Source organism: Kaistia geumhonensis (genome assembly GCF_030815145.1).
Taxonomy (GTDB): domain Bacteria; phylum Pseudomonadota; class Alphaproteobacteria; order Rhizobiales; family Kaistiaceae; genus Kaistia; species Kaistia geumhonensis.
The window spans coordinates 2,367,758-2,383,331 of the sequence record NZ_JAUSWJ010000001.1 but is presented as its reverse complement, the minus strand read 5'-3'; the positions used below and the strand labels follow the sequence as shown (position 1 = coordinate 2,383,331).

General features: G+C 69.4%; 17 protein-coding genes. 7 read left to right on the top strand and 10 right to left on the bottom strand.

The features are described 5' to 3' along the window. Positions 1-30: 30 nt before the first annotated feature. The gene (locus tag QO015_RS11315; RefSeq protein WP_266279358.1) at positions 31-453 is read right to left on the bottom strand and encodes a methylglyoxal synthase; all 423 of its coding nucleotides are present in this window, start codon (positions 451-453) and stop codon (positions 31-33) included. Between the two features lie 209 nt (positions 454-662). Here QO015_RS11315 and cdd point away from each other — a divergent pair, with 209 nt between their 5' ends. Beyond that, a complete protein-coding gene (cdd, locus tag QO015_RS11310; protein WP_266279359.1) occupies positions 663-1,076 on the top strand; it encodes a cytidine deaminase in 414 nt (137 codons plus the stop codon). A 21-nt stretch (positions 1,077-1,097) separates the two neighbouring features. Here cdd and QO015_RS11305 read toward each other — a convergent pair whose 3' ends face one another. Together QO015_RS11305 and QO015_RS11300 are read right to left on the bottom strand one after the other, a co-directional pair. Then, complete coding sequence (locus QO015_RS11305) at positions 1,098-1,859, bottom strand: SDR family NAD(P)-dependent oxidoreductase (RefSeq protein ID WP_266279360.1); 762 nt, start codon at positions 1,857-1,859, stop codon at positions 1,098-1,100. A gap of 96 nt (positions 1,860-1,955) precedes the next feature. Then, positions 1,956-3,002 (bottom strand): Gfo/Idh/MocA family protein, encoded by a 1,047-nt coding sequence (locus QO015_RS11300; protein ID WP_266279362.1) that lies wholly within the window; start codon positions 3,000-3,002, stop codon positions 1,956-1,958. A gap of 235 nt (positions 3,003-3,237) precedes the next feature. Between QO015_RS11300 and QO015_RS11295 the strand changes: the two genes are divergently transcribed. Further along, a complete protein-coding gene (locus QO015_RS11295) occupies positions 3,238-4,074 on the top strand; it encodes an SMP-30/gluconolactonase/LRE family protein (protein WP_266279363.1) in 837 nt (278 codons plus the stop codon). 3 nt (positions 4,075-4,077) lie between these two features. Here QO015_RS11295 and QO015_RS11290 read toward each other — a convergent pair whose 3' ends face one another. Genes QO015_RS11290 through ubiE form a run of 7 tightly spaced genes read right to left on the bottom strand, consistent with a single transcriptional unit; the run spans position 4,078 to position 10,597 of the window. Beyond that, positions 4,078-4,467: a VOC family protein gene (locus QO015_RS11290; protein WP_266279365.1), complete on the bottom strand. Its 390-nt coding sequence runs from the start codon at positions 4,465-4,467 to the stop codon at positions 4,078-4,080. A gap of 1 nt (position 4,468) precedes the next feature. Then, positions 4,469-5,440: a cysteine synthase A gene (cysK, locus tag QO015_RS11285; protein ID WP_266279366.1), complete on the bottom strand. Its 972-nt coding sequence runs from the start codon at positions 5,438-5,440 to the stop codon at positions 4,469-4,471. A 52-nt stretch (positions 5,441-5,492) separates the two neighbouring features. Then, on the bottom strand, positions 5,493-5,969 hold the full coding sequence (gene dut, locus QO015_RS11280) for a dUTP diphosphatase (RefSeq protein ID WP_266279367.1): 477 nt from the start codon (positions 5,967-5,969) through the stop codon (positions 5,493-5,495). Beyond that, complete coding sequence (locus QO015_RS11275) at positions 5,966-7,000, bottom strand: Lnb N-terminal periplasmic domain-containing protein (RefSeq protein ID WP_266279368.1); 1,035 nt, start codon at positions 6,998-7,000, stop codon at positions 5,966-5,968. Before QO015_RS11275 ends, dut begins: the two co-directional genes overlap by 4 nt. Beyond that, positions 6,997-8,229, bottom strand: coding sequence for a bifunctional phosphopantothenoylcysteine decarboxylase/phosphopantothenate--cysteine ligase CoaBC (coaBC, locus tag QO015_RS11270; protein ID WP_266279369.1), 1,233 nt, complete (start codon positions 8,227-8,229; stop codon positions 6,997-6,999). The genes QO015_RS11275 and coaBC overlap by 4 nt, the downstream gene beginning before the upstream one ends. Positions 8,230-8,251: 22 nt before the next feature. Then, positions 8,252-9,826 carry a 2-polyprenylphenol 6-hydroxylase gene (gene ubiB, locus QO015_RS11265; protein WP_266279370.1) on the bottom strand — a complete coding sequence of 525 codons (1,575 nt, stop codon included), beginning with the start codon at positions 9,824-9,826 and terminating at the stop codon, positions 8,252-8,254. A 6-nt stretch (positions 9,827-9,832) separates the two neighbouring features. Beyond that, entirely contained in the window at positions 9,833-10,597 is a 765-nt protein-coding gene (gene ubiE, locus QO015_RS11260; protein WP_266279372.1) for a bifunctional demethylmenaquinone methyltransferase/2-methoxy-6-polyprenyl-1,4-benzoquinol methylase UbiE, read from the bottom strand. A 133-nt stretch (positions 10,598-10,730) separates the two neighbouring features. On the opposite strand from ubiE, the gene mutM reads away from it, so the two are divergent. The 5 genes from mutM (at position 10,731) to dnaA (ending at position 15,553) form a co-directional block, all read left to right on the top strand. Beyond that, the gene (gene mutM, locus QO015_RS11255; RefSeq protein ID WP_266279373.1) at positions 10,731-11,594 is read left to right on the top strand and encodes a bifunctional DNA-formamidopyrimidine glycosylase/DNA-(apurinic or apyrimidinic site) lyase; all 864 of its coding nucleotides are present in this window, start codon (positions 10,731-10,733) and stop codon (positions 11,592-11,594) included. A gap of 29 nt (positions 11,595-11,623) precedes the next feature. Further along, a complete protein-coding gene (locus tag QO015_RS11250; RefSeq protein ID WP_266279374.1) occupies positions 11,624-12,397 on the top strand; it encodes an enoyl-CoA hydratase in 774 nt (257 codons plus the stop codon). Positions 12,398-12,552: 155 nt separating this feature from the next. Further along, positions 12,553-12,819 (top strand): 30S ribosomal protein S20, encoded by a 267-nt coding sequence (gene rpsT / locus QO015_RS11245; RefSeq protein WP_266279376.1) that lies wholly within the window; start codon positions 12,553-12,555, stop codon positions 12,817-12,819. A 638-nt stretch (positions 12,820-13,457) separates the two neighbouring features. Beyond that, complete coding sequence (locus tag QO015_RS11240) at positions 13,458-13,904, top strand: rhodanese-like domain-containing protein (RefSeq protein WP_266279378.1); 447 nt, start codon at positions 13,458-13,460, stop codon at positions 13,902-13,904. A 74-nt stretch (positions 13,905-13,978) separates the two neighbouring features. Continuing rightward, positions 13,979-15,553 (top strand): chromosomal replication initiator protein DnaA, encoded by a 1,575-nt coding sequence (gene dnaA, locus QO015_RS11235; RefSeq protein WP_266279380.1) that lies wholly within the window; start codon positions 13,979-13,981, stop codon positions 15,551-15,553. Positions 15,554-15,574: the final 21 nt, after the last annotated feature.

The following is a 15,574-nucleotide window of genomic DNA, read 5'->3' as shown; positions in this document are numbered from 1 at the left end:
GATGTCTCGTTCGGAGAGGGCGCGCGGCGGTCATGCCGGCCGCGCGACGGAATCGGGATGGGTGATGATGAGCTCGGCCGTCGCCTGATTGAGCGCCATCGGGATGTCGTAGAGCTCGGCGAGCCGCGTCAGCGCCTTGACGTCGACATCGTGCGGCATCGGCGTCAGCGGGTCGACGAAGAAGATCAGCGCCTGGATGCGGCCCTCGGCGATCAGCGCGCCGATCTGCTGGTCGCCGCCGAGCGGGCCGCTCTTCAGACGCGTGACGGGCAGCGACGGCGCCGCTTCCATGATCCGGCCGCCGGTCGTCCCCGTGGCATAGAGATCGAAGGCGGCGAGCCGCGCGACATGGGTCCGCGCGAAGGCGGCCATGGCCTCCTTCTTCTGGTCATGGGCGACCAGCGCCAGCGCCGGTTTCGCGGGCCTCGTCGTCGGCGTCTCTCCGTCGGTCACCCGGCTGCCCCTCCGCGCGCAGTTTCGATCACAGCCAAGTGATAGAAAGATCGGGGTCCGCAGAAAAGGGGAAAGTGCCCGCGCTGCCGCCTAAATCGGCTCGTGGCGCAAATTGGCGGCAGTTGCCCGGCGCCGCTGCCGCGGCGCTTGACGGCTTCGCGGGCGGCTGGCTTCCTTGCGCCGCGCGGCCCGCACCGGCCGCATGGAGGATGCAGCTCTTGGACAGCGAACTCTACCGCCTCGCCCGCGACGTGCGCGCCAATGCCCACGCGCCCTATTCGCGCTTCCATGTCGGCGCGGCGATCCGGGCCGAGGACGGGCGGATCTATGTCGGCGCCAATGTGGAGAACGCGTCCTTTCCGGAGGGCTGGTGCGCCGAGACCTCGGCGATCGGCGCCATGGTGAGCGCCGCCTCCGAGCCGGCCGGGCGCCGCATCGCGGCGGTGATGGTGGTCGCCGACCGCGTCGACGGCGGCATCGTCTGCACGCCCTGCGGCGGCTGCCGCCAGCGGCTGCGCGAATTCTCGACCCGCGCAACGGTGATCGAGTGCTACGACCCGGCGGGGAAGGGCCAGGCCTTCACCATCGCCGAGCTGCTCCCCTCGGGCTTCTCGCTCGACTGAGCGGAGAGGCCGGGCGGTCTCTCAGACCCAGCCGCCATCCACCACATAGGACTGGTTGGTGCAGGCGCCGGCCTCGTCGGAAGCGAAGAACAGCACCGGGCGGGCGATGTCCTCCGGATAGAGCTTCCGCTTCAGGCACTGGCTGGCCATGATCGTCGCCTCCGCCTCCGGCGTCAGCCAGAGATCGATCTGGCGCTGGGTCATCACCCAGCCGGGCAGCACCGAGCAGACGCGGATGTTGAACGGGCCGAGATCGCGCGCCAGGCTGCGGGTGAGGCCCAGCACGGCCGATTTCGACGCCGTGTAGCCGGCCATGCCGCCCATGCCGATCATCCAGCTGATCGAGCCGAGATTGATGATCGCGCCGCGTCCGGCCGCCTTCATGTCCTCGGCCACCGCCTGCGCAGCGAAGAACTGGTGGCGGAGATTGACGTGGATGCGGTCGTCCCAATATTCGGGCGTCACGTCCTCGAGCTTGTGCCGCTCGTCATGCGCCGCGTTGTTGACGAGGATCGTCACCGGGCCATAGGCGGCACGGATATTGGCGATCGAGGCGCGCAGCGCGGCGATGTCGCGCAGGTCGCAATGCTCGAACCGCACCGTGCCCTGGGGCGCGAGCTCGGCGACCAGCGCCTCAGAGGCTTCGCGGTTGATATCGAGAAAGCCGACTTTCGAGCCCTGGGCGACGAAATGGCGGACGATCGATTCGCCGATGCCGCTGCCGCCGCCGGTGACGACGACGGTACGGTCCCTGAGGCTCGGATAGATGGCGCCGGTCGACATGTTGCTCTCGTGTCCTTGTTCCGGGTCGTGCATGGGGAAGGGCCGGCCGCGCGGGCGGCCAGGCGCTGGAAGGTTGCGCCGCCGAAGCGGCTCGGCTCAGGCGATCGCTTCGTCGCGATGCGTCTCGTTGGAGCGCATTGCCGCGTCCAGCACCTTCTGGATCGTCGCGGCGCGGCGGAACGAGGGCTCCTGTGTCTTGCCGTCGCGCACGGCGGCGACGAAGCGCTGATAGTTGGTCTCGACCGGCTCGAATTCGACATCGCGCCAGGTGGCGGTGTTCACGTCCTCGCCGATGCAGGCGCGAAGCGACGACTTGCCGGTGTCGTAGACGATCTCGATCGAGCCCTTCTCGCCATAGACGCGCAGCCGAAGCTGGTCGAGTTGGCCGGCGGCGGTGCGGGTCGCCTGGATGGTGCCGATGGCGCCGGTGCTGAAGTCGACATTCATCGTGAAGCTGTCATTGGCGTCGAGGTCGTATTCCCCGATCCGGTTGCCCGGCGCCTTGTCGAAGGTCTTCAGGCGGCCGAACACATGCGCGACATCGAGGCCGGAGCCGTAGGACGTGAAGTCGACGATGTGGATGCCGATATCGCCGAGCGCGCCGTTGGAGCCATGCTTCTTCGAGAGACGCCACAGCCACTTGCTCTCGCTCTTCCAGTCGCCCCAGGCGTTGCCGACCAGCCAGCTCTGGAGATGCGAGGCCTCGACATGGCGCACCGCGCCGACGGCGCCGTCCAGAACCATCTGGCGGCCCTTCTGCAGCGCCGGCGAGTTGCGATAGGTGAAGTTGACCATGCCGACCTTGCCCGAGGCCTCGATCGCCTCGGTCATCTCCATGGCGAGCGTCGCGTCGGTGGCGAGCGGCTTCTCGCAGAAGACATGCTTGCCGGCGGCGATGGCGAGCATGGTGGTCGGGTGATGGATGCGGTCCGGCGTCACATTGGCCACCGCGTCGAATTCGCCCCAGGCCAGCGCCTCCTCCACCGAGGTGAAGCTGCGCTCGATCCCGTGCTCGGCACAGAAGGCCGCGAGCCTCTCCGGCACCACGTCGACGCCGCCGACGATGCTGACGCCCTCGATCGCGCTGAAATTGCGGGCATGGGCATTGGCCATGCCCCCCGTTCCAAGAATGAGCAGTCGCATGTTGCCTCCCGATGCGATCTGGCCGTCTCATTTGCCGGACGGCCGGTTCCCCACTTAACGTCAGGAGGCCGAAACATTCCAGACGGCTGTGGTGCGCCCGTCAGAAACGTGACGCATTTGCCGCAGCGTCGGCGGCAGGCACCGGTATGTCCGGATATGCTGTCGGTTGCGTTCGCCGTCCTTCGTCCTTGATCGGGAACCGGCGATCGATGGGCGCCGCAGACGGGAGGACCGCATGGAACCGAGGCTGGTGGCGGAGGGTCTGCAACTCGGCGAGTCGCCGCGTTGGCATGATGGACGACTCCATCTTTCCGACTGGGGGGCGCGCAAGCTGCTCGCGATCGACGACGACGGACGGGTCGAGGTGCTCGCGAGCATCGACGCGATCCCGTTCTCGTTCGATTTCCTGCCCGACGGCCGCATGGCCCTCCTCGCGGGAACGACGCTCTCCATCCGGCGGCAGGACGGCGGCTTCGCCCGCCATGCCGATCTCGCCTCGCTCTCGCCGAAGCCATGGAACGAGATCGTCGCCGACGGCTCCGGCCGGCTCTATGTGAACACCATCGGCTTCGATTTCCCCGGCGGCGAATTCCGTCCCGGGCTCGTCGCGTCGGTCGGACCGGACGGGAGTGTACGGCAGGAAGCGGACGACGTCGCCTTCCCCAACGGCATGGCGATCGACGGCGCGGGGACGATGCTCGTCCTCGCCGAATCGTATGGAAGCCGGCTCACCTCCTTCGCCATCGGGAGCGATGGCTCGCTCGACGGGCGCCGGCCCCATGCGGTCTTGCCGGGGTTTCATCCCGACGGCATCAGCATGGACGCCGAGGGCGCCGTGTGGTTCGCCGATGTGCCCGGCCGCTGCTGCGTCCGCGTCCTGCCGGACGGATCGATCGCCGAGCGCATCGATGTCGATCGCGGCTGCTTCGCCTGCATGCTCGGCGGCGAGGACGGTCGGACGCTCTTCATCGTCGCCGCCGACTGGCAGGGGCCGCAGGCGATCGGCCGCACCGGGCCGACCGGCCGCGTGCTGGCGGCGCGGGTACCGGTCGCCCATGCGGGCCGGCCCTGACGATCAGGCCGCTGCGAGCACCGACAATTCCACGAGATTGCCGTCGGGATCACGGAAATAGAGCGAGGTGAAGGCGCCGCTGGCGCCCTCGCGCGGCACAGGACCGAGTTCGATCGCGATGCCGCTCCGCGCGAGATGCGCGGCGAGCGCATCGAGTGGCGTCTCGACGATGAAGCAGAGATCGGCCGATCCCGGCGCTGGTCGCGCCGCCTTCGGCTCGAACTCTCGGCCGGCTTCATGGAGGTTGATCTGCTGGCGGCCGAAGCGCAGCGCCTTGCGCCCGGCTGCGAAGGTGATCTCCTCCATGCCGAGCACGTCGCGATAGAAGCGGATCGACGCCTCGATGCTGCCGACCGTCAGCACCAGATGATCGAGCCGCGCGATGCGGATCACCTCACTCGAGCCCCTCGAACAGCGCGGTCGAGAGATAGCGCTCGGCGAAGGAGGGGATGATCAGAACGATGTTCTTGCCCTCCATGTCCGGCCGGCGGCCGACCGCGACCGCCGCGGCGATGGCGGCGCCCGACGAGATGCCGACCGGGATGCCTTCCATCCGCGCCGCGAGCCGCGCCGTCTCCAGAGCCTCGGCGCTGTCGATCGTGATCACCTCGTCATAGACCGAGGTGTCGAGAACCGGCGGAACGAAGCCGGCGCCGATGCCCTGGATCTTGTGCGGGCCGGGCGCGCCGCCCGAGAGGACCGGGCTCTCCTTCGGCTCGACGGCGATCACCTTCAGCGACGGCCGGCGCGGCTTCAGCACCTGCCCGACCCCGGTGATGGTGCCGCCGGTGCCGACGCCGGCGATGAAAACGTCGATCTCGCCCTTGGTGTCGCTCCAGATCTCCTCGGCCGTGGTGCGGCGATGGATCTCCGGATTGGCCGGGTTCTGGAACTGCTGCGGGATGACGGCGTCGCCGAGCTCGGCGACGATCTCCTCGGCGCGGGCGATGGCGCCCTTCATGCCCTTGGGGCCTTCGGTCAGCACCAGCTCGGCACCGAGCAGCTTCAGCATCTTGCGCCGCTCGACCGACATCGTCTCGGGCATCACGAGGATCAGGCGATAGCCGCGCGCCGCCGCGACGAAGGCGAGCGCGATGCCCGTATTGCCGGAAGTGGGCTCGACCAGCACCGTCTTTCCGGGCGTGATCGTCCCGGCGCGCTCCAGCGCGTCGATCATCGCGACGCCGATGCGGTCCTTGACGCTGGCGATCGGATTGAAGAATTCGAGCTTCGCCAGGAGGTTGGCCTTCACGCCCTTTTCGGCGGCGATGCGCTTCAGACGGACCAGCGGAGTGTCGCCGATCGTATCGGTGATCGACTCGTAGATGCGCCCGCGTCCGGGCGTCGCGGAGGGATCGTCGGCCATGGCTGTTCCTTTGCGGATCGGGGCAGGCGCGCTGCGGGTGAGCGAGACTAGTTCACCCGGCCGTGCCGGTCGAGCCGAAGCCGCCCGCGCCTCGCTCGGTCGCGTCGCCGAACGCCTCGACCAGCGTGAAGACGGGACGCACGATGGGCAGGAACAGCATCTGCGCGATGCGCGCTCCGGGCTCGACCAGAACCGGCGGGCTGCCCGGCGGGTTGCGGTTCACCAGGCTCACGAGGATCGGCCCCTGATAGTCGGCGTCGATCAGGCCGCTGCCATTGCCGAGCACCAGCCCCTGCTTGTGGCCGAGGCCCGAGCGGGGAAGGATGACGGCGCAGAGCAGCGGATCGCGGATATGGAGCGCGAAGCCGGCGGGCACGAGCACCGCGGGCGCGCCGGCCTCGATCGCCAGCGGCGCGTCGATGCAGGCGCGCAGGTCGACGGCCGCGGCGGCGGCGCTCTGGAAGGCCGGCGGCCCCCAGGCTTCCAGCCGGGGGTCGAGGATCTTCAGCTCGATGATCGGTGCCGTCATGGAGTCGGGGTCTCTGGCGCGGGCGTCGCGGGCACGGCCGGGGTCGGGGCGCGGATGCGCGAGGAGAAATCGAGCGCCGCGCCGGCGGCGCGGCCGCGCTCCGAAATGGAGGCGTTGGCGCGGAACTGCTCCAGCGTCATGCCGGGCGGATGGTCCTGCCGGTCGAAGATGTAGCCGGGCAGGAAGCCCGAGACGAGGATGCGCCAGTCGAAGGGAAGTCCGCCCGGATCGAGTGCCTGCACGAGGCGGAAGATGACCGTCGTGCAGTTGGTGGTGATCGTGTTGTAGAAGCGCGGCGTCGCGGCGAGATCGTTGCCGAGATCGACGAAGGACATGAACAGGGCCCGCATCGCCGGCTGCGGCATCGCGAGCGGATAGAGATAGACGTCTTCGCCGCGGATGGTGGTGCGCAGGCGCACGACGTCGCGCTCGTCGGCCCCGATCAGCACCAGCTCGAACATGCGGAAGAAGCCGCCGATCGCCGAGAAGGACTCGTTCACCTCCGGCCGGATCTCCGCCGAGAAGGCGATGTGATCGCCGGTCGAGAAGCCGAACGAGACGATGGTGTGGGCGAGCGCCGGGCCGTCCCAATAGGCGAGGATCAGGTCGACCGAGCTGAGCTTCGCGAGGTCGTAGCGCCGCGTCTGCCAGCGCGGCGTGACATCGACCTCGGAGCGCCAGTCGAAATCCCGCACATTCTGGAGCGTGACGATGTCGCCGTCGATCGTGCCGGTGACGCCGTGCTCGACCGCCTCGGCCCAGGCGCGGTCGTTGGACGGGCGAATGGTCGAATACCAGGCGGCCACGCCGACAAGGGCGACGAGATAGAGCACGCGGGAGCGCCAGGTTGGCCGCACCAGTTCGTTGAGCGCGATCGCGATCACGAACAGCGCCCAGACGACGATCGCGGCGACGGTGAGCCGCTCGCCGAACGGAAGCTGGAAGGCGAAGGCGAGGGCGACCCATGCGCCGGAGGCGAGGACGACGAGCGCCAGCAGAAGCCGCTTCAGGGCGCGCAGGAGCAGTCTCATGGCCGGGGCTCCGGCAGGTGATCCGCCATCCAGTGGACGAGCCGGCGGGCGACCTCGTCCTTGCCGAGACGCGGCCAGCGCTCGGTGCCGCCCGTCGTGACCAGAACCACCTCGTTTTCGGCGCCGCCCATGATGCCGGTGCCGGGCGAGACGTCGTTGGCGACGATCACGTCCGCGCCCTTTCTCGCGAGCTTGGCGCCGGCATGGGCGAGGAGATCGTCCGTCTCGGCTGCGAAGCCGACGACGAGGCCGGGCCGACCTTCCGCCCGGTGCGCGATGGCCGCGAGGATGTCCGGGTTCTCGGCGAGCGCCAGCGCCGGGACGCTGCCGCTGCCGTCCTTCTTGATCTTGCCCGCAGCCTCGGCGACCGGCCGCCAGTCGGCGACCGCCGCGGCGAAGACGGCGATGTCGGCGGGGAGCGCGGCTTCGGCTGCCGCCAGCATCTCGCGAGCCGTCTCGACGCTGACCGCCTTGACGCCCCTGGGCGGGGCGATGGCGACCGGGCCATGCACCAGCGTGACGCGCGCGCCCTCCGCTGCGGCCGCGGTGGCGATGGCGAAGCCCTGCCGGCCCGACGAGCGGTTGGCGATGTAGCGGACCGGATCGATCGGCTCATGGGTCGGCCCGGCGGTCACCAGAACATGCCGCCCCGCGAGACGCCGCGCGCCTGGCTCCAGCATCGCCTCGGCCGCCGCGACGATGGCGAGCGGCTCGCTCATGCGCCCGAGCCCGGCTTCGCCGCTCTCGGCCATCTCGCCGGCCTCGGGACCGACAAAGGCGACGCCGTCCGCCGTGAGCTGCTCGACATTGCGACGTGTCGCGGGATGGGACCACATCGCCGGGTTCATGGCCGGGGCCGCGAGGACCTTGGCGCGGGCGGCGAGCAGCACGGCGCCGGCCAGGTCGTCGCCGAGACCGGTCGCCATGCGCGCGAGCCGGTCGGCTGTCGCGGGCGCGAGGATCACGAGGTCAGCGGCGCGCGCGAGGCGGATATGGCCGATATCGTGCTCGGCCTCGCGGTCGAAGAGATCGGTATGGACGCGTCCGCCGGCGAGCGCCCCGGCGGCGAGCGGCGTCACGAACTGTTGCGCCGCCGCCGTCATGACGACGGTCACCGCGGCGCCGCGCTCCTTGAGGCGGCGGATGAGATCGAGCGCCTTGTAGGCGGCGATGCCCCCGCCGATGACGAGAAGCACGGCGCGGCCGCCGAGCGGCGACGATTCCATCATGGCGCCTTTCCCCCTTCGCTCGTCAGCGCAGCGCCAGATAGAACAGCAGCGCCGCCACGACCCACACCCCGATGGCGAGCCAGCGATTGCCGCGTCCCTCGGCCCTGCCGATCGCCTCCACCGTCTCCTCGGACAGCGCGATGCCGTTCCGCGTCGCCGCGTCCAGCTGCGCCGTCACCCGCGCCCCGTGCTCGATCAGCGCCGGCAGCCGGCTCGCCGCGCGGCCGAACGCGCCGAACTCCGACGCCGCCTGGCCGATCCGGCCCGCCGCGCCGAGATTATGCTCGATCCAGTCGCGCACAACCGGTTCCGAGGCGCTCCACATGTCGAAATCGGGATCGAGCGCCCGCGACACGCCCTCGACCACCACCATGGTCTTCTGCAGCATCAGCAGTTCAGGCCGCGTCTGCATGTCGAAGAGCTCGGTGACCTCGAAGAGAAGCGTCAACAGCTTCGCCATCGAGATGTCGCGGGCCGGCTGGCCGTGGATCGGCTCGCCGATCGCGCGCAGCGCCTGCGCGAAATCCTCGGCGGCATGGCGCGGCGGCACATAGCCGGCCTCGATATGCACCTCGGCGATGCGCAGATAGTCGCGGCGGATGAAGCCGTAGAGGATCTCGGCGAGGAAGCGGCGCTCGGCGAGGCCGAGCCGTCCCATGATGCCGAAATCGACCGCCACCACGTCGCCGCGCGCATCGACGAAGAGATTGCCCTGATGCATGTCGGCGTGGAAGAAGCCGTCGCGCATGGCGTGGCGCAGGAAGGCCTGCATCAGCCGCCGCGCGACCTCGCGCGGATCGTGTCCGGCGGCGATGATTCCCTCGCGGTCGGACAGCTTGACGCCGTCGATCCATTCGAGCGTCAGCACGTCGCGGGCCGTCTGCGCCCAATAGACCTTCGGCACGCGGAATCCGGGATCGCCGCCGGTGCGCTCGGCCATCTCGGACAGCGCCGCCGCCTCGAGGCGCAAATCCATCTCCATCGACACCGATCGGGCGAGGATGTCGACGACCGCCAGCGGCTTCAGCCGCCGCATCGACGGATCGAAGGACTCGACCAGTCCGGCGCCGGCATAGAAGGTGGCGAGATCGCTCCTGAAGCGGCCGCGCACGCCCGGCCGCAGCACCTTGACCGCGACGGTCTGGCGCGTGCCGTCGGCATCGATCAGCTCGGCCTTGTGCACCTGCGCGATCGAGGCGGCGGCGACCGGCGGCGAGAAGCTGGCGAAGATGGCGCCCGCCGGGCGGCCGAGATTGTGCGCGATGGTCTCCCGCGCCGCCTGTTCGCCGAAAGGCTCGATCTCGTCGCGCAGCTTGCCGAGCGCCTCCGCGACGTCCTGGCCGACGACATCGGCGCGGGTGGCGAGGAACTGGCCGAGCTTCACATAGGACGGTCCGAGCCGGTTGAGGGCCGCGGTGATGCGGGCGCCGCGATCCTCGACGCGCACGCGCCGCCGCTCCAGCAGCCGCGCCACGCGCACGCCGAACGCGGCCGAAGGCGGAAGATCCTCCACCGCGACGATCGAGAAGGCGCCTTCGCGGGCGAGGACGAAGCCGGCGCGCGCGAGGCGGAAGAGCTGGACGGGACCGGTGGCCATGCCGGGCTAGATCTTCCAGCCGGAATGGATGGCCGCGATGCCGCCGGTATAATTGCGGTAGGCGACCTGCGAGAAGCCGGCGCGGCGGATCATCTCGGCGAAGCGCTCCTGATGGGGGAAGCGGCGGATCGATTCGACGAGATAGCGGTAGCTCTCCGCGTCGTCGGCCACGAGCTTGCCCATCGGCGGGATGAGATTGAAGGAATAGACGTCGTAGATCCGGTCGAGCAGCGGCACGTCGACCGCCGAGAATTCGAGGCAGAGGAAGCGGCCGCCGGGCTTCAGCACGCGATAGGCCTCGGCCAGCGCCTTCTCGATGCGCGGCACGTTGCGGATGCCGAAGGCGATCGTATAGGCGTCGAAGCGGCCGCTCTCGAAGGGCAGCTCCTCGGCATTGCCCTCGACGAAATCGACCTTCCCGGAAAAGCCTCGCTTCGCCGCGCGCTCGCGTCCGACATCGAGCATGGAGGCGTTGATGTCGCAGACCGTGACATGCGCGCTGCCGCCCGACCGCTCGACGATGCGGAAGGCAATGTCGCCGGTGCCGCCCGCGACATCGAGCGCCTCGAAGGGGCGGCCGCGCGGCGGCGCCAGCCACGTGACGGCGGCGTCCTTCCACAGGCGATGCAGGCCGGCCGACATCAGGTCGTTCATCAGGTCGTAGCGCGAGGCGACCTTGTGGAAGACCTCGTCCACCATGCCCTGCTTCGTCTCGACGGCGACATCGCGGAAGCCGAACGAGGCGCGGTCTGCAACGGTTTCGGTCGCCATGGCACGCGGCTCCTTATATGACGCTTGGCTTTCGAAATAAGAGGCGGGGCTTTCGAGCCTTCGACGCCCTTGATAGCCGAAGCGTTCCGCCCGCGCCATGTCAGGCGGGCGCGAGGATGACCGGAGCGACACCATGCCCGAACTGCCCGAAGTCGAAACCGTCCGCCTCGGCCTCCGCCCGGTGATGGAAGGCGCGCGGATCGAGGCGATCGAACTTCGCCGGCCCGACCTCCGCTTTCCCTTTCCCGAGCGCTTCGCCGACCGGCTCCGGGGGCGCAGGATCGAGGGGCTCGGGCGGCGGGCGAAATATCTCCTCGCCGATCTCGACGACGGCGCGCGCGTCATCATGCATCTCGGCATGTCGGGCTCCTTCCGCATCGAGAGCGCGTCGGGCACCGCGGCGCCCGGCCTCTTCCATCACCCGCGCGACGGGCGAGCCGTCCACGACCATGTCGTGTTCCATCTCTCGGGCGGTCAGGCCGTCGTCTACAACGACCCGCGCCGGTTCGGCTTCATGGACCTCGCCGCCGGCCCGGGCGATGCCGCCTCGCCGCATCTGGCCGGGCTCGGCATCGAGCCGGTCGGCAATGCCTTCGACGGCGACGCGCTCGCCGAGCGTCTCGCCGGCCGCCGCACGCCACTGAAGGCGGCCCTGCTCGACCAGCGTCTCGTCGCCGGGCTCGGCAATATCTATGTCGCCGAGGCGCTGCATCGCGCCGGCCTCTCGCCGATGCGACAGGCCGGCTCGGTGACGAAGGACGAGGCCGGGCGTCTCGCGGGCGCGATCCGGACGGTGCTCGGCGAGGCGATCGCCGCCGGAGGTTCCTCGCTGCGCGACCATCGCCAGACGAATGGCGAACTCGGCTATTTCCAGCATGCCTTCCGCGTCTATGACCGCGAGGGCGAGCCCTGTCCTTCGCCGCGCTGCCGCGGCATCATCGAGCGCAGCGTCCAGGCGGGCCGGTCCACCTTCTGGTGCTCCGCCTGCCAGCTCTGATCCCGACAACCCGCCGCACGAGGCCCCGCATGGATTACGAGACCGTCATCGCCGAGCGCCAGGGCGCGGTCGGCATCGTCCGCCTCAACCGGCCGAAGGCGCTGAACGCGCTCTCGCGCCAGCTCGTCGCCGAGCTGAACCACGCCCTCGACGGCTTCGAGGCGGACGCGGCGATCGGCGCGGTGGTCGTGACGGGTTCGGACAAGGCCTTCGCGGCCGGCGCCGATATCCGCGAGATGCAGCCGCTCACCTATGTCGGCGTCTACCAGGACGATTTCGTCGCCGCCTGGGAGCGGCTGTCGCGCCTCGCCAAGCCGACGGTGGCGGCCGTCGCGGGCTTCGCGCTCGGCGGCGGCTGCGAGCTGGCGCTGATGTGCGACATCGTCGTCGCCGCCGAGACGGCCCGCTTCGGCCAGCCGGAGATCACGCTCGGCCTCATTCCGGGTGCCGGCGGCACGCAGCGCCTGGCGCGCTCGGTCGGCAAGGCGAAGACCATGGACATGGTGCTGACGGGACGGCTGATCGACGCGGCGGAGGCCGAACGCATCGGCCTCGTGTCGCGGGTCGTGCCGGCCGAGGCGCTGATGGTAACGGCGCTCGAGGTCGCGACCCGCATCGCCGGCCTGTCGCGGCCGGCGGTCCTGATGGCGAAGGAGGCGGTGAACCGCGCCTTCGAGACGCCGCTTGCCGAGGGAATCCGCACCGAGCGGCGGCTGTTCCACTCGCTGTTCGCGACCGAGGACGCGCGCGAGGGCATGGCCGCCTTCGCCGAGAAGCGGCCGCCCGCCTTCCGCAACCGCTGAGATCGCCGCGACTCTGATTGACGGGGCGGCCGGGGCCGACTATAAACCGCCCCCGAACCGAGGCGGGCCCGAGCTCGCCCTTCCGTGCTTGCATGGCGCTCAGCCGTCGGCCCGGACTGCCGACGAACAGACGACGAGATCAGGAAGGCCCTTCCATGGCCAATACGCCCTCCGCCAAGAAGGCCGCGCGCAAGATCGCCCGCCGCGCCGCCGTGAACCGCAACCGCCGCAGCCGCATGCGCACCGAAGTGCGCAAGGTGGAGGAGGCGATCGCGTCCGGCAATGCCGAGGCCGCGGTCGCCGCGCTCAAGCAGGCGCAGCCGGAGCTGATGCGCGCCGCCCAGAAGGGCGTGCTGCACAAGAACACGGCATCGCGGAAGGTGTCGCGCCTCGCGGCCCGCGTGAAGGCTCTCTCGGCCTGAACCAGACTTTCTGGGGATGATGAAAGCCCGGCTCAGGCCGGGCTTTTTTGTTATGCGGGTAAGTGCCTGTCCGGCCTCGGAAATGCCGTGATCGGCCTCCGCGGGGCTGTCCGGCGGTCGCCCGCTTCGCATGAAAATACGTTTGATTTCAATGGATTGGCGATTGGTCTTTGGTGGCTGCCAGATTCCCTGCGAGTCAAGGGGGAAGGGGTCGAATTTTTTCGCCCGCTACGCTTCGCCGCCATCCGCGCCGATGCGCGCATTCGAATCCGTTGACTCGCAATGGCTTACTGAAGCGAGCATCGGGTTCGGCCCGCGGACGGAGGGCGGCACCCTCGTGAAGAGGGTCATCGGACCGTTGCGGGGGAGGGGGTGCCTGTGTATTTTGCCCTTATGGAGAGGGCGGGCCAAGACATCGCAGCGGGCCTCCGGTCGAGCGATGGGTTTCCCTCAGGTGTTTTGTTGCTTCCACAGCATTGCAAGAGTCAGGGCAGTTCGAGAGTAGAGTAGTCGTGTCTGTTTGATCTGTAGCAAGTCTGTTTATTGAATGCCTTCCTATAGGGAAGGTCCGTACCAGCCGATCACGTCGATAATGAAGCGGGCTGCCATTGCCCAGCATGGCGGTTCATGGAGGTGTCATGTCCTTGTCGCAATCCGCGACTTTCGCCGGAGACGTCTCGGCTGCCGAGGCCTGGGAGGGTCTGGCCGGCGAGCCGCAGGCCATGCTGATCGATGTGCGCACCAAGGCCGAGTGGGCCTATGTGGGCATCCCGAACCTCTCGGCCATCGGCAAGGATGTGCTGCTGGTCGAGTGGCAGAGCTATCCCGCGATGGCGGTGAACACCGATTTCGCGGAGGTCCTCTCGGCCGAGCTCGAGCGTCGCTCGGTCGGCCGCGAGACCGCGCTCTATTTCCTGTGCCGGTCGGGGGTTCGCAGCCTCGCCGCCGCCAAGGCCATGGCCGAGGCCGGCTATGACCGCTGCTTCAACGTCGCTGGCGGTTTCGAGGGACCGCTGGACGGCGCCCGCCACCGCGGCGAGGTCGACGGCTGGAAGGCCGCCGGTCTTCCCTGGGTGCAGAGCTGATTTTCGAGACGATGCCGACGGTGGGCCACAAGCCCGCCGGTGACGACGAGACGAGAAAGAGAAGAGGGGCTGTGATGCGCGATGACAGGACGGGAGACTTCGGCTCCGGGACGGCGGCTCTCAAGGCGCTCGCCAATGCCGACAGCGTCGTCATGAGCGGGGCCGTCGTGTCCCCTTCCGCGATCGCGGAGCCCGTCGCCGGCGCCGAGGCCGATGCCGCCCTCTGGGACCGCGTCAAGCGGCGCCTGCGCACGGAACTCGGCGAGGACGTGTTCCAGAGCTGGTTTGCCCGCGTCGAGTTCGAAGGCGCCGACAGCCTTTCGGTCGAGCTTTCGGTACCGACCCGCTTCCTGAAGTCCTGGATCCAGGCGCATTACTTCGACAAGCTGCTGACCCTGTGGCAGGTCGAGTGCGCGTCCGTGCGCCGCATCGAGATCATCGTGCGCGGCGCCGCCCGCCAGCGCCAGCCGCAGCGCGCCGAGCCGGCCGCGGTCGCCGCGCCGGAGCCCGTGCAGCCGGCGCCGACGCTGATTCCGGCCGCCGCCGCAGCCGCGAGCGTCGCCGCCGCTGCCGTGCCCGCGCCGCGCGCCGATGCCGAGGGCCCGGGCTCGCCGGTCGATCCGCGCCTGACCTTCGAGACCTTCTGCGAGGGCGCGGCCAACCGTGTCGCCTATGCCGCCGCGCGCGCCGTCGCCGAGACGCCGAGCGGCCGTCCGACCGCCTATAACCCGCTCTATCTCAATGCCGGCGTCGGCCGCGGCAAGACGCATCTCCTGCACGCGATCGCGCAGGCCGCCCGTGCCGCCGATCCCGCGCGCAAGGTCGTCTATCTGACGGCCGAGCATTTCATGTTCCGCTTCGTGGCGTCGCTGAAGAACCAGTCGGCGATCGCCTTCAAGGAGAGCCTGCGCGAGATCGACCTGCTGCTGATCGACGATCTGCAGTTCCTGCAGGGGAAATCGGTGCAGCAGGAATTCTGCCACATGCTGAACGCGCTGATCGACGGCGCGCGGCAGGTGGTGGTGGCCGCCGATCGTCCGGCCGCCGATCTCGAGACGCTGGACGAGCGCGTGCGCTCGCGTCTTCGCGGCGGCGTCGCCTTCGAGATCGAGCCGCCGGACCTCGAGCTGCGCCGGCAGATTCTCCGCAGCCGCTATCGCGCCGCGCAGGCGCAGCATGCCGGCGTCGCGATCCCCGACACGGTGATCGAATATGTCGCCCAGTCGGTGGTCTCGAACGGCCGCGACCTCGAGGGGGCGCTGAACCGTCTCGTTGCGCAGTGGCAGTTCACCAACCAGCCGGTGACCATGGCTTCGGCCGAGATCACGCTGCGCGATCTCGTCGGCGTGCGCGAGCCGCGCCGCGTCAAGATCGAGGACATCCAGAAGGTCGTCGCCGTCCATTTCAACGTGTCGAAGGCCGATCTTCTGTCGAGCCGCCGCACCCGCACCATCGTCCGTCCGCGCCAGATCGCCATGTATCTGTCGAAGACGCTGACGCCGCGCTCGCTGCCCGAGATCGGCCGCCGCTTCGGCGGACGCGATCACACGACCGTTCTTCATGCGGTCCGGAAGGTCGAGGAACTGATGCGCGACGACCGCGGCCTCGCCGACGAGGTCGAGCTGCTGAAGCGCATGATCGACGAATAACGGGGACGGCTCTTCGCCCCG

Bases quoted from the DNA above. Each gene is read 5' to 3' on its own strand.
- cdd (WP_266279359.1), top strand. From the start codon at position 663: ATGCAGCTCTTGGACAGCGAACTCTACCGCCTCGCCCGCGACGTGCGC.
- QO015_RS11305 (WP_266279360.1), bottom strand. From the start codon at position 1,859: ATGTCGACCGGCGCCATCTATCCGAGCCTCAGGGACCGTACCGTCGTC.
- QO015_RS11300 (WP_266279362.1), bottom strand. From the start codon at position 3,002: ATGCGACTGCTCATTCTTGGAACGGGGGGCATGGCCAATGCCCATGCC.
- QO015_RS11295 (WP_266279363.1), top strand. From the start codon at position 3,238: ATGGAACCGAGGCTGGTGGCGGAGGGTCTGCAACTCGGCGAGTCGCCG.
- cysK (WP_266279366.1), bottom strand. From the start codon at position 5,440: ATGGCCGACGATCCCTCCGCGACGCCCGGACGCGGGCGCATCTACGAG.
- dut (WP_266279367.1), bottom strand. From the start codon at position 5,969: ATGACGGCACCGATCATCGAGCTGAAGATCCTCGACCCCCGGCTGGAA.
- QO015_RS11275 (WP_266279368.1), bottom strand. From the start codon at position 7,000: ATGAGACTGCTCCTGCGCGCCCTGAAGCGGCTTCTGCTGGCGCTCGTC.
- coaBC (WP_266279369.1), bottom strand. From the start codon at position 8,229: ATGATGGAATCGTCGCCGCTCGGCGGCCGCGCCGTGCTTCTCGTCATC.
- ubiB (WP_266279370.1), bottom strand. From the start codon at position 9,826: ATGGCCACCGGTCCCGTCCAGCTCTTCCGCCTCGCGCGCGCCGGCTTC.
- ubiE (WP_266279372.1), bottom strand. From the start codon at position 10,597: ATGGCGACCGAAACCGTTGCAGACCGCGCCTCGTTCGGCTTCCGCGAT.
- mutM (WP_266279373.1), top strand. From the start codon at position 10,731: ATGCCCGAACTGCCCGAAGTCGAAACCGTCCGCCTCGGCCTCCGCCCG.
- QO015_RS11250 (WP_266279374.1), top strand. From the start codon at position 11,624: ATGGATTACGAGACCGTCATCGCCGAGCGCCAGGGCGCGGTCGGCATC.
- rpsT (WP_266279376.1), top strand. From the start codon at position 12,553: ATGGCCAATACGCCCTCCGCCAAGAAGGCCGCGCGCAAGATCGCCCGC.
- QO015_RS11240 (WP_266279378.1), top strand. From the start codon at position 13,458: ATGTCCTTGTCGCAATCCGCGACTTTCGCCGGAGACGTCTCGGCTGCC.
- dnaA (WP_266279380.1), top strand. From the start codon at position 13,979: ATGCGCGATGACAGGACGGGAGACTTCGGCTCCGGGACGGCGGCTCTC.